The following is a 12243-nucleotide window of genomic DNA, read 5'->3' as shown; positions in this document are numbered from 1 at the left end:
GATGTAGGCTTCCTCGCGCTCGATCCCGATCCAGTCGCGGCCCAGCATCTTGGCGACGGCGCCGGTGGTGCCGGTGCCGAAGAAGGGATCGAGCACCACATCGCCGGGGTTTGTCGAGCCGACCAGCACGCGGTGCAGCAGCGACACGGGCTTCTGCGTCGGATGCGCCTTCTCGCCCTCGGCGGTCTTGAGCCGCTCGCCGCCGTTGCAGATCGGCAGGACCCAGTCGCTGCGCATCTGGATGCCCTCGTTGAGAGCCTTCAGCGCCTCGTAGTTGAAGGTGTATTTCGCACCCTCCCCCTTGGAGGCCCAGATCATCGTCTCGTGCGCGTTGGTGAACCGCTTGCCACGGAAGTTCGGCATCGGGTTCGACTTGCGCCACGACCACGTCGTTCAGGATCCAGTAGCCTTCGTCCTCGCAGGGCGGCACCGACACGGAAGATGTTGTGGTACGAGCCGATGACCCAGAGCGCGCCGTTGGGCGTTCAGCAGGCGCCGGGCGGCGCGCAGCCATTCGCGGGTGAACCGGTCGTAGACCTCGAACGAGGCGAAGCTGTCCCAGGCATCGTCGACCGCATCGACACGCGAGTTGTCCGGGCGGTGCAGCTCGCCGCGCAGCTGGAGATTGTAGGGCGGATCGGCAAAGATCAGATCCACGGACTCCGCCGGCAGGGCCTGCATCTGCTTGATGCAGTCCCCGATCAGAATCGTGTTGAGAGGGAGCGCGGCGGCGCTCTCGGTCCTGGTCATCGTCTTCATTCTCTGCCTCTGATCCGCGGCGCGTTGATGCGCTCTGTGGTTGGCAAAGAATGTGAGTCAAACGCGATTCGGCGTCAATTTCTTTTTTGAATCAACCACTTGTGGATTTGGCTTGCCACAAGATATTGTGCACTGGCTTGAAGGATCGCCTATGGTGTGGGGTCACACCGAGATTTTGAAGTGCCAACATGTGGCTTTTCGATCCGTAGCCCACGTTCGTTTCCCAGCCGTAGCCGGGATGGTGTTGCGCCAAGTCCCGCATGATGCGATCCCGCCAGGTTTTGGCGACGATCGAGGCCGCGGCGATGCTCACCGAGCGGCCGTCGCCGCCGATGACGGGGGTCGCATCGCAGGGCAGCCCCTCGGGCAGGAAGCGGCCATCGACAAGCGCGTGATCGGGCGCGAGCGGCAGTTCGGCCACGGCGCGGCGCATGGCCAGCAGGCTGGCCTGCAGGATGTTGATCCGGTCGATTTCCTCGACCGAGGCCATGCCGATGCCGACCCAGGCACATTCGCGCAGCCAGGCCGACAGACGCGCCCGGCGTTTCGACTGCAGCCGCTTGGAGTCGTTCAGGCGGGGCGGCACGCAAGCAGGATCGAGGATGACGGCGGCCGCGACCACCGGCCCGGCCAGCGGACCTCGCCCGACCTCGTCGACCCCGGCGATGCGCCTGCCCTGCGCCCAGAGCGCGGATTCATACGAGTCGTCGGGCCAGTCCATGGCGCGTAGAAAGCGCAGCGGGCGACGCAATGCAAGCGCCGCCCGCGCCGCACCTCAGCCCAGCGGCGGCTGCCCGTTCGAGGCGGAGAGCCCGCCGTCGACCGGCATCACCACGCCGTTGACGAAGCGCGCCTCGTCCGAGGCAAGGAAAGCGATCACGTCCGCCACGTCCTCGGGCTCGCCCGGGCGCCCCAGCGGGATGCGCTCCATGAACTTGTCGTAGAGCGCCGCATTGTCCTCGATCCCCGAGGCCATGTCGGTGCGGGTCATGCTGGGCGCCACGGCATTGACGCGAACGCCGGTCTGCGCCGCGTCCAGTGCCAGCGCCCGGGTCAGGTTCGAGACCCCGCCCTTGGAGGCGTTGTAGGCGAACATGCCCCAGTCACCGCCAAGGCCCGAGACCGACGAGGTGTTGACCACGTTCCCGGTCGCGGAAACGAGGTCGTTCCAGACGGCGCGCGTCATGCGGTAGAGGCCGCTCAGGTTGACCTCCATCGTGTGATCCCAGTCGTCGGGCGAGAGCGCGTCGATGCGCCCTGCGTGGGCGACGCCGGCGTTGTTCACCAGCACGTCGATGCGCCCGGTGCCGCGCGCCGCCTCGGCCACGCGCGCAACGCCCTCGTCGGTGCCGACGTCGGCCGCGACGACAATGGCGCCGGGGATGTCGGCGGCGACGGCGTTCAGCTTGTCCTCGGACCGCGCGGCCAGCACGACTGTCGCGCCCTGCGCGCCGAAGACGCGGGCCGTGGCGGCGCCGATCCCGGAACTCGCGCCGGTGACGATGACGGTCTTTCCATCGAAGCGGGCCATGATCTCTCCATTTTCACGTGACAATGGAGGGAAAACCACCGCGCGGCCGCGCCCGTTCCGGGTGAAACGGGGCCATGCAGAGGGCGCATGGCCCCGCTTTGCCTCAGTCCGCGAAGAGCCGCGGCCGGAAGAGCCCGATGGTCACCGCGCCGATGCCTGCCAGCGTCAGCACCATTACGGCGATCCACCCCAGCAGCGGGATCAGGGCCACGACGGCGGCCACCAGTGCGCCCGTGATGGCCGCGAGCGCGCGGTCCCCGGTGCTGTCGGGCACGTCGCGACCGAAGGCGCTCAGGACGCCCACACCCAGCGCATAGGCCCCGGCGATGTAGCCCGCGAGCCCCGCAATGATCGCCAGGAAGATCGCCGCCGGGGTCAGAAGCAGCCCGATCAACGTCATCCCCAGCAGGATAGCCGCCCCGATCAGCGCCGACTGGGTGACGAAGCCCGTCACGATCGTGCGCAACGGCTGTTCAAGCACGCGGGCCCGCATCGCCGCCATGGTTCCGGGCATGAAGACCGCCGCGCAGGCGGCCAGCACGGCGACCAGCAGAACGCTCAGCACAAAGCCGACGACGGCCGCCCCGCCGCCCATGTCGGGGGCGTAGTCGCCGTAGTCGTGCTCCCATTCCTCGATCTCGCGGCGCTCGATGCGCGCCTCGGGGATCACGCCCTCCGGCACCTCCAGCGTGCCCGGATCGTCCTCGTAAAGCGTCAGGGTGCCCGCGATGGCGGCTTCGGGCCCGAACTCGAGCGTCCGCGCCGCCATGGAGGCGTCGCCGGCGACCGCGCCGTCGATCTCGACGAACTCGCCCGCCGCCAGCAGGGTGCCCTCGACCGGTGCGGCGATGCCGATTTCCGAGCCGAAGATCCGCAGGTCGCCCGCGACCGGCGCCGTCACGTCGACCCGCTGCCCGGCGAGCGTCGCGTCGCCCCCCACGGGCGCCTCGACGGTGATCTCCTGCCCCGCGGCATAGAGCCCCTCGCCCACGGCGCCTGTCACGGTCAGCCAGCGCCCGGCCATGTGCGCCGTGCCCGCGATGTCGGCGGAGAGCGAGACTCGCTCGCCGGCAAGGAAGACGTCGTCGCGGCCCTCCTGCTGCATGGACACGCTCTGACCGGCCATGAAGCGGTCGCCGCCAAGGTCGAAGAGCGCGTTCTCATCCTGCGCCGCGGCACCGCTGGCCGCGAGCGCGAGGATCAAGGCGGATAGACATCTGTGCATCGGTCAGCCCTCCCGCGATTGCACTTCGGGGCAAGCTTACCGCCATCGCGTAACGGGCGCGTTGCGCGGGATCAAGGCGGCGCCGGAACCGGCCTCAGAAGGGCTGCCGCGTGAGGGTGAAGCCCTCCTCCTCGAGCAGCCGCAGCACGCCGGCCTCGCCCGAGAGGTGCCCCGCCCCGAAGGCGGCCACGACCGGCCCCTCGACCTCTTCCACCGCCTCGAGGATCACCGGCAGCCAGGCGCGGTTGCGCGTGGACAGCAGCGCCTCGGCGGTGCCGGCCATCATCGCATCCACATCCGCCGACGCCGCCTCCCCGGCGCGCGCCGCGAGCACGCCGGACAGGGACCAGACCGCGCCGTGTTCCTCATCGAAATAGGCCTCCCGCGTGGTGGCGAGCATGTCCTCGGCCATGTCCAGCGTGGCGAGCGTCAGGTCCAGCGCCGCGAGCTGGTCCTCGATCGAGGCGCCGTTCAGAGCCCGAAAGGCGGTGTCCCAGGGTTCAAGCGCCTGCATCGGCACGTCGTTCTCCCTGGCGATGACCTGCAGCCGCGCGTCCAGCCCGTTCAGCGACGCGAGATCCTCCATCGCGCAGGGCGGCGTGGAGAGCAGCATCATCAGGTACCAGGGCCGGAACTTTGCCGCCATGAAGGGCGGGATCCCGTAGCTGCGCACCGCTTCGGACAGCTCCTGCCACTGCGCCTCGTCCATGAGCTCGGGCAGGGTCGTGTCGCTCAGCAGCATGATGTCGGGCGTCGTCGCCATCGCGTCCTGCAGCTCTCCGAGCTCGGCCGCGGTCATTTCCAGCAGCAGGCGTCCGGCGTCGGCCACCACGGGCGCGAGCCGCCCCGTCACGGCTTCGAGCCGCGGATCGTCGATGTGCAGCGTGCCAACCAGATGGATCACCTCGCCATCGCGCTCGGCCGTCCAGTGGTTGCCCTCGGCATGGGGCATATCCGCCAGCTGCGCCTGCAGCGCATCGCGTTCCGCGCCGGTCAGCGTGGCGCGCAGATCCTCGCCCGCGCATTGCGCGGCGAGCGCCCCAGGCACGAACAGAAGCAGGAATGTCAGGACAAGGTGGCGCATGGGATCCTCCGGCGATTTCGGCACGCTATGGCAGGGGATGGACAGCGGCAAGTCACCGGGCAAGGATCGCGCGCATGGAGCGGGAAAGCGAACTGTACAGACCGGTCAAGGCGTTGCTGGTGGCGCAGGGGTACGAGGTCAAGGGCGAGGTCGGTGCAGCGGACCTCGTGGCGGTGCGTGGCGAGGAGCCCCCCGTGATCGTCGAACTCAAGCTGCGGATATCGCTCGCGCTCTTTCACCAGGCCGTGGCACGGCTGAGCCTCAGCGAAAACGTCTACATCGCCGTGCCCCGCCCCGGCGGGCGCACGGCACGGCGGACGCTGCGCGACAACCTCTCGCTCTGTCGCCGGCTGGGGCTGGGCTTCATCGTGGTCAAGGATACGCGGGCCGAGGTGCTCTGCGACCCCGGCCCCTATGCCCCGCGCCGCAACAAGCGCGGTCAGGCGCGCCTGCTGCGCGAGTTCCAACGGATCTCGGGCGACCCGAACGCGGGCGGCGCCACGCGGCACGGCATCGTTACGGGCTACCGGCAGGACGCGCTGCGCTGCGCCGCGCACCTCGCGGAGCACGGGCGCAGTCGCGGCCGGGACGTGGCCACGGCGACGGGCGTTGCCGCCGCCACGCGGATCATGCGCGACAACCACTACGGCTGGTTCGCCCGCGTCGAGACCGGCGTCTACACCCTGACCGAGGCCGGCCGCACAGGTCTCACCCACTGGGCGTACAGCTGGGAATGAGGAGAGCCCTGAAATCGCTCCAGTGGAGCGATTCCAGCGACGAACGGGCGGGGCCCCGGTGGCATCCCGCCGCTCAGATCTCCTCGGAGGACGCCGCCGCTTCGGCCTCGTTGGCCGCCTCGGCGCGTGCCCTGTTCTCGCGGTTCTGCCGTTTCGCCGCCACCCGCTCGCGGTTCAGCGTGTAGAGCCCCGACGCGACGATGATGACGCAGCCCACCCCGGTCCAGAGGTCCGGAATGTCCGAGAAGATCAGCCAGCCGTAGAAGGTGCTCCAGAGGATCAGCGAGTAGTGGATCGGCGCGACGACGACCGCCTGGGCGATGTCCAGCGCACGGATGATGAGCGACTCGCCAAGCGCCGCACAGCCCCCCATCGCCAGCGCCAGGAGCACGACGGTGGCATTGTCCGGCGTGATCCAGACGAAGGGCAGCGGCAGGCTTATCAGCAGGGTCGAGGTGAGCGAGGTATAGCTGACGGTCGTGGCGATGGAATCGTCGCCGCTGACCATCCGTGACAGCGTCTGCCGGATCGCGAAGAGAAAGGCCGCCACGACCACGAAGCCGATCGCCGGGTGGAAGACGCCAAAGCCCGGGCGGATGACGATGAGCATCCCGACGAAGCCCGCCGCGACCGCGAGCCAGCGCCGGATGCCGACCGGCTCGCGCAGCACCAGTGCGCCGAGGATGGTGACCGCGAACGGCGCGATGAAGCTCACCGCCGTCGCATCGGCGAGTGGCACGTAGCGCACCGCCAGGATGAAGCAGGTGGCCGAGGCCACCGCCGTCGCCCCGCGTGCGATCTGCAGCACCGGGTGCGGCGTCCGAAGGATGTGTCCACCGCGGAAGCCCAGCATCAGCATCACCCCGACGAAGAGACCGAGCTGGCGGAACCAGACGATCTGAAAGGGATGAAGCTCGGAGGTCAGCACCTTGGCCAGCATGTCGGTGGCACCGAAGGCGAAGAACCCCAGCGCCATGAACAGGATGCCGCGCATGTTGTCGACCCTGGGCGGACCGCCGGGCGGAGGCGACGAAATCGGCGTCGCGGAATTTAGGGGCATGAAAGTATTCTTTCCGGAAGGCCCGGCGTTCGCGGGCGTGGTATCGTTACCAGACCAGATTTCCCGGGGGAGTGCACGCCGGTATTCCGCCCGGCCCGCCTGCCGCTTTGGCAGCGCTGCCAATCGAGCGGCAAGCCTGCTCGCGGCGCGCAAAAATTCCGCTCCCGAACCGTTGACACGACTCGCTGCCGTCCTTAGCTAAGCGCCGTTGGCACTCACCTACCCCGAGTGCTAACGGTCCCGTTCGGGGCCGGTAGGGACAACCTTTGAGCTAGGAGACTCGAAGATGGCATTCAAACCGCTTCACGACCGCGTGCTGGTCCGCCGCGTTGAGAGCGAAGATAAGACCAAGGGCGGTCTGATCATCCCCGACAGCGCCAAGGAAAAGCCCGCAGAGGGCGTTGTGGTCGCATGTGGCGAAGGCACACGCAAGGAGTCGGGCGAGCTGATCGACATGGCCGTCAAGGCAGGCGATCGCGTCCTCTTCGGCAAGTGGTCGGGCACCGAGGTCAGCATCGACGGCGAAGAGCTGCTGATCATGAAGGAATCCGACATTCTCGGCATCATCGCGGACGCCGCAGAGGCCCAGGCCGCCTGAGCGCGGTCCCGTCTGTCCGACACCTCTGAACAACCAGAAGAATCAGGAGAACTCTAGATGTCTGCAAAAGACGTGAAGTTCGATACCGACGCCCGCAACCGCATGGTCCGCGGCGTGAACATCCTCGCCGACGCCGTGAAGGTCACGCTGGGTCCCAAGGGCCGCAACGTGGTGCTCGACAAGTCGTTCGGCGCTCCCCGCATCACCAAGGACGGTGTCTCGGTCGCCAAGGAAATCGAACTGGAAGACAAGTTCGAGAACATGGGCGCCCAGATGGTGAAGGAAGTCGCTTCCCGCACCAACGACGAAGCCGGTGACGGCACCACCACCGCGACCGTGCTGGCCCAGTCGATCGTCAAGGAAGGCGTCAAGGCCGTCTCCGCCGGCATGAACCCGATGGACCTGAAGCGCGGCATCGACCTGGCAACCGCCAAGGTCGTCGACGCGATCAAGAACGCTGCACGCCCGGTCAACGACTCCGCCGAAGTGGCGCAGGTCGGCACCGTCTCGGCGAACGGCGAGAAGGAAATCGGCGACATGATCGCCGACGCGATGCAGAAGGTCGGCAACGAGGGTGTCATCACCGTCGAGGAGAACAAGGGCCTCGAGACCGAGACCGACGTCGTCGAAGGCATGCAGTTCGACCGCGGCTACCTGTCGCCCTACTTCGTGACCAACGCCGAGAAGATGGTTGCAGAGCTCGACGACTGCATGATCCTGCTGCACGAGAAGAAGCTCTCGTCGCTGCAGCCGCTCGTCCCGCTGCTCGAGCAGGTGATCCAGTCGCAGAAGCCGCTGCTGATCATCGCTGAAGACGTCGAAGGCGAAGCGCTGGCGACCCTCGTGGTCAACAAGCTGCGCGGCGGCCTCAAGATCGCAGCCGTCAAGGCACCGGGCTTCGGCGACCGCCGCAAGGCCATGCTGCAGGACATCGCGATCCTGACCGGCGGCCAGGTGATCTCGGAAGACCTCGGCATGAAGCTCGAGAATGTCACCATGGACATGCTCGGCACCGCCAAGACCGTCACCATCACCAAGGACGAGACCACCATCGTCGACGGTGCCGGCGAGAAGGAAGAGATCGAAGCGCGCGTCAACCAGATCCGCGGCCAGATCGAGGAAACCACCTCGGACTACGACCGTGAGAAGCTGCAAGAGCGCGTTGCCAAGCTGGCAGGCGGTGTTGCCGTGATCCGCGTCGGTGGCATGACCGAAGTGGAAGTGAAAGAGCGCAAGGACCGCGTCGATGACGCCCTGAACGCGACCCGCGCGGCCGTGCAGGAAGGCATCGTGGTCGGCGGCGGCGTCGCGCTGGTTCAGGGTGCCAAGGCGCTCGAAGGCGTCACCGGTGCCAACAGCGACCAGAACGCCGGCATCGCCATCGTGCGCAAGGCGCTTGAATCGCCGCTGCGCCAGATCGCCGAGAACGCCGGCGTCGACGGTTCCGTCGTTGCTGGCAAGATCCGCGAGAGCGAAGACCTCAAGTTCGGCTACAACGCTCAGACCGACGAATATGGCGACATGTTCAGCTTCGGCGTGATCGACCCGGCCAAAGTGGTCCGCACCGCGCTCGAGGACGCAGCTTCGGTTGCCGGCCTGCTGATCACCACGGAAGCCATGGTCGCAGACCTGCCGCAGAAAGACGGTGGCGGCGCAGCTGCCGGCGGTGGCATGCCCGACATGGGCGGCATGGGCGGCATGATGTAAGACGGCTGGCTCCCCTCGCGGGGAACCATGCCGGAGTGCAAGCGTGCATCGGCGCCCCCGGCGCCGGTCACGCAAGCCCCCCGCTTCAAGAACGATGCCGGAAACCGGCACGAAAAGGCGCCCCTCGGGGCGCCTTTTTGCTGCGGGCCATGTGCTGCGACGGGAGCCTCAGGAAAAGACCTCCCAGTCGTCCTCGCCCTTCACCTCGCCGATGGCCATCCAAGACATGCGCACCCTTGCGACACGCGTGTCGGCCCAGGTGCGGAAGACCAGCTCGAACCCCCTGGCGGTCACGTTGTCAGCCTGCAGGTCCGCCCGCACGTTGGCGCCCTGGTCGATGTCCCAGAGCGAAAGCGTCACGTGAACCGTGGGGACGGTGCTGAAGGGCTCGGAAAAGCTCACCGCCTTGCGACGCTCGCGGGAGCCGGAGCCCGTCCACATGTCACCGCCGCTGGCGAAGTCGGAAAAGACCTCGACGTTGCCCTGGTCCACGCCCACGCGGGACGCCCGAAGTTTGCGCATGACCTCGCCTCGCTTGCCGTTCGTCGCCATCTTTCCGCAGGCGGCCGGGAATTGAAACGGCTGTCTTGCGCCAATCATATGGGGCGCACGTACGAAAAAAGGGCCCCGCATCGCGGAGCCCTGTCATCTCGTCTGATCCCGTGGAACAGCCTCAGAAGTTCGGCTGCTTGGGGTCCAGTCCGATGTGACCGCCCACGGCGACCATGTCCTGCAGCAGCTTCGCCGCTTCGTCGACCGGGCCCGGCTCGTTCTCGGTCGCTTGCTTGACCTCGTGGTAGGCGCGCTCGGCCTCCTCGACCAGCGCCTCGTAGGTGGCCTGGTCCATGTCGGCGTGCGGCACGGCCTTCTCGGCCAGCACGGTCACGCCCGCGCCGATCTCGGCGAAACCGCCGGTGACCACGAACTCTTCCGAGCCCTTCTCGGTCTCGGCCCGCAGGATGCCCGGGCGCAGCGTGGTGATGACGGGCGCGTGGCCCGGTCCCACCGTCATGTCGCCGTCCATGCCGGGAATCGCGACCGACGTGACCCCGGCCGACAGCAGGCGCCGCTCGGGGCTCACCAGATCGAATTGCATCGTATCAGCCATTCAGGGCCTCTTTTCCTGTCTTGCACCCAGCCCCGGACCGCGATCCGGAGCCTCTGCCTGTCCGCGTGGCGGCCCCGGCGCATGGCCGGGGCCCGCAGGCATGGCTTATGCGGCCTCCGAGGCCATCTTCTCGGCCTTGGCGATCACGTCGTCGATGCCGCCGACCATGTAGAAGGCGCCTTCGGGCAGGTGGTCGTACTCGCCGGCGACCACGGCCTTGAACGACTTGATCGTGTCCTCGAGCGGCACCTGGACACCGTCCGAGCCGGTGAAGACCTTCGCAACGTCGAAGGGCTGCGAGAGGAATCGCTGGATCTTCCGGGCGCGGGCCACGGTCAGCTTGTCCTCTTCCGAGAGCTCGTCCATGCCGAGAATGGCGATGATGTCCTGCAGCGACTTGTAGCGCTGGAGGATACCCTGCACGTCACGCGCGACCTGGTAGTGCTCTTCGCCGATGACCTGCGGGTCCATCAGGCGCGAGGTCGAGTCGAGCGGGTCCACGGCGGGGTAGATGCCGAGCTCGGAGATGGCGCGGTTGAGAACCGTCGTCGCGTCGAGGTGCGCAAAGGTCGTGGCCGGCGCCGGGTCGGTCAGGTCGTCCGCGGGAACGTAGACGGCCTGGATCGAGGTGATCGAGCCGTTCTTGGTCGAGGTGATGCGTTCCTGCATCGCGCCCATGTCCGTGGCCAGCGTCGGCTGGTAGCCCACGGCCGAGGGAATGCGGCCCAGAAGCGCCGACATCTCGGAACCCGCCTGCGTGAAGCGGAAGATGTTGTCGACGAAGAACAGAACGTCGGTGCCGGTCGCGTCGCGGAACTGCTCGGCCAGCGTCAGGCCGGTCAGCGCGATGCGGGCACGGGCGCCCGGCGGCTCGTTCATCTGGCCGTAGACCAGCGCGATCTTGGAATCTGGCAGGTTGTCGGGCGTCAGAACGCCGGATTCGATCATCTCGTGGTAGAGGTCGTTGCCCTCGCGGGTCCGCTCACCCACGCCGGCGAACACGGACAGACCCGAGTGCACCTTCGCGATGTTGTTGATGAGCTCCTGGATGAGAACCGTCTTGCCCACACCGGCGCCGCCGAAGAGGCCGATCTTGCCGCCCTTGGAGTAGGGTGCGAGCAGGTCGATCACCTTGATGCCGGTCACGAGGATCTCGGCCTCGGTCGCCTGGTCGGCGAAATCGGGTGCCGGCGCGTGGATCGGGCGGTGCTCCTCGGCCACGACCGGGCCCTTCTCGTCGACGGGCTCACCCACGACGTTCAGGATGCGGCCCAGCGTGGCGGTGCCCACGGGCACGGTGATCGGACCGTCGGTGTCGGTCACGTCCTGACCGCGGACGAGGCCCTCGGTCGAGTCCATGGCGATGGTGCGCACGGTCGACTCGCCGAGGTGCTGCGCGACTTCCAGAACCAGGGTCTTGCCACCGTTGTCGGTGGTCAGGGCGTTCAGGATCTCGGGCAGGTGGTCGTCGAACTGAACGTCGACCACGGCGCCGATGACCTGGGTCACTTTGCCTTTTGCGTTTGCCATTTATCGTCTCCGGTTCTTAGAGCGCCTCGGCGCCCGAGATGATTTCGATCAGTTCGTTGGTGATGACCGCCTGACGCGAGCGGTTGTACTCGATGGTCAGCTTGTCGATCATCTCGCCCGCGTTGCGGGTCGCGTTGTCCATGGCGCTCATCCGTGCGCCCTGTTCCGAGGCGGCATTCTCGAGCAGTGCCGCGAAGATCTGCGTCGCCACGCCTCGCGGCAGCAGGTCGGCCAGGATGCGCTCCTCGTCGGGCTCGTAGTCGTAGTCCGTCGCGGCGCCCGCGTCCTCGCCCTCTTCCGGCGCATCGTAGCTGGCCGGAATGATCTGCTGAGCCGTGGGCGTCTGCGAGATCACCGACTGGAAGACGCTGTAGTAGATCGTCGCCACGTCGAATTCGTCCGCGTCGAAGCGGCCGAGAACGTCCTTGGCGATGTTCTGCGCGTCCGCGTAGCCGATCTTCTTGACGTCGCTCAGGTCGACGTGACCGACGAAGAGATCGCCGTGGTCCCGCTTGAGCTGCTCGCGGCCCTTCTTGCCGACGGTCAGGATCTTGACGTCCTTGCCCTCGGCCCGAAGGCGTTCGATGTCACCGCGCGCCTTCTTGACGATGGAGCTGTTGAAGCCACCGCAAAGGCCGCGCTCGGCGGTCATGACAATCAGCAGATGCACCTTGTCCGAGCCCGTGCCCGTAAGCAGGCGCGGCGCCGTGGGGCTGCCGGCGACCGAAGCCGCCAGCGCGCCCATCACGGCGTTGAACCGCTCGGTATAGGGCCGCGACATCTCGGCCGCGTCCTGTGCCCGCCGCAGTTTCGCGGCGGCCACCATCTGCATGGCCTTGGTGATCTTGCGGGTCGACTTGACCGACGAGATCCGGTTCTTCAGGTCCTTGAGATTTGGCACAGC

At 67.4% G+C, this 12243-nt stretch carries 12 protein-coding genes and 1 pseudogene; 3 read left to right on the top strand and 10 right to left on the bottom strand.

The genetic code is table 11. The features are described 5' to 3' along the window. The 5 genes and pseudogenes from SALMUC_RS30850 to SALMUC_RS00900 all read right to left on the bottom strand — a co-directional run. A pseudogene (locus SALMUC_RS30850) lies at positions 1 to 681 on the bottom strand (DNA-methyltransferase); the annotation flags it as partial. Positions 682 to 850: 169 nt separating this feature from the next. Then, positions 851 to 1480, bottom strand: a complete 630-nt coding sequence (locus SALMUC_RS00915; RefSeq protein WP_020040981.1) for a ribonuclease HII — start codon at positions 1478 to 1480, stop codon at positions 851 to 853. Positions 1481 to 1534: 54 nt separating this feature from the next. Beyond that, on the bottom strand, positions 1535 to 2290 hold the full coding sequence (gene budC / locus SALMUC_RS00910; RefSeq protein WP_020040982.1) for a meso-2,3-butanediol dehydrogenase: 756 nt from the start codon (positions 2288 to 2290) through the stop codon (positions 1535 to 1537). A gap of 103 nt (positions 2291 to 2393) precedes the next feature. Further along, positions 2394 to 3515 carry a DUF8173 domain-containing protein gene (locus SALMUC_RS00905; protein ID WP_156883341.1) on the bottom strand — a complete coding sequence of 374 codons (1122 nt, stop codon included), beginning with the start codon at positions 3513 to 3515 and terminating at the stop codon, positions 2394 to 2396. Positions 3516 to 3609: 94 nt separating this feature from the next. Next, a complete protein-coding gene (locus SALMUC_RS00900; protein ID WP_020040984.1) occupies positions 3610 to 4599 on the bottom strand; it encodes a TraB/GumN family protein in 990 nt (329 codons plus the stop codon). 74 nt (positions 4600 to 4673) lie between these two features. Here SALMUC_RS00900 and SALMUC_RS00895 point away from each other — a divergent pair, with 74 nt between their 5' ends. Next, positions 4674 to 5336 (top strand): DUF2161 domain-containing phosphodiesterase, encoded by a 663-nt coding sequence (locus SALMUC_RS00895; RefSeq protein ID WP_020040985.1) that lies wholly within the window; start codon positions 4674 to 4676, stop codon positions 5334 to 5336. A gap of 73 nt (positions 5337 to 5409) precedes the next feature. Here SALMUC_RS00895 and SALMUC_RS00890 read toward each other — a convergent pair whose 3' ends face one another. Further along, positions 5410 to 6330, bottom strand: a complete 921-nt coding sequence (locus tag SALMUC_RS00890; RefSeq protein WP_020040986.1) for a DMT family transporter — start codon at positions 6328 to 6330, stop codon at positions 5410 to 5412. A 352-nt stretch (positions 6331 to 6682) separates the two neighbouring features. On the opposite strand from SALMUC_RS00890, the gene SALMUC_RS00885 reads away from it, so the two are divergent. Together SALMUC_RS00885 and groL are read left to right on the top strand one after the other, a co-directional pair. Then, positions 6683 to 6994 (top strand): co-chaperone GroES, encoded by a 312-nt coding sequence (locus SALMUC_RS00885; protein ID WP_020040987.1) that lies wholly within the window; start codon positions 6683 to 6685, stop codon positions 6992 to 6994. A 57-nt stretch (positions 6995 to 7051) separates the two neighbouring features. Continuing rightward, complete coding sequence (gene groL, locus SALMUC_RS00880; RefSeq protein WP_020040988.1) at positions 7052 to 8701, top strand: chaperonin GroEL; 1650 nt, start codon at positions 7052 to 7054, stop codon at positions 8699 to 8701. A gap of 168 nt (positions 8702 to 8869) precedes the next feature. Here the strand turns inward: groL and SALMUC_RS00875 are convergent, their stop codons facing one another. The 4 genes from SALMUC_RS00875 to SALMUC_RS00860 form a co-directional block, all read right to left on the bottom strand. Continuing rightward, positions 8870 to 9223, bottom strand: a complete 354-nt coding sequence (locus tag SALMUC_RS00875) for an H-type lectin domain-containing protein (RefSeq protein ID WP_037371028.1) — start codon at positions 9221 to 9223, stop codon at positions 8870 to 8872. 151 nt (positions 9224 to 9374) lie between these two features. After that, positions 9375 to 9809, bottom strand: a complete 435-nt coding sequence (locus tag SALMUC_RS00870) for a F0F1 ATP synthase subunit epsilon (protein WP_020040990.1) — start codon at positions 9807 to 9809, stop codon at positions 9375 to 9377. Positions 9810 to 9914: 105 nt separating this feature from the next. Continuing rightward, positions 9915 to 11339 (bottom strand): F0F1 ATP synthase subunit beta, encoded by a 1425-nt coding sequence (atpD, locus tag SALMUC_RS00865; RefSeq protein WP_020040991.1) that lies wholly within the window; start codon positions 11337 to 11339, stop codon positions 9915 to 9917. A 16-nt stretch (positions 11340 to 11355) separates the two neighbouring features. Continuing rightward, positions 11356 to 12240: a F0F1 ATP synthase subunit gamma gene (locus tag SALMUC_RS00860; protein WP_020040992.1), complete on the bottom strand. Its 885-nt coding sequence runs from the start codon at positions 12238 to 12240 to the stop codon at positions 11356 to 11358. Positions 12241 to 12243: the final 3 nt, after the last annotated feature.

It is taken from the genome of Salipiger mucosus DSM 16094 (genome assembly GCF_000442255.1).
In the GTDB taxonomy this organism is placed as follows: domain Bacteria; phylum Pseudomonadota; class Alphaproteobacteria; order Rhodobacterales; family Rhodobacteraceae; genus Salipiger; species Salipiger mucosus.
The sequence above is the reverse complement of the archived record's forward strand: the minus strand, read 5'-3'. Positions and strand labels throughout refer to the sequence as shown.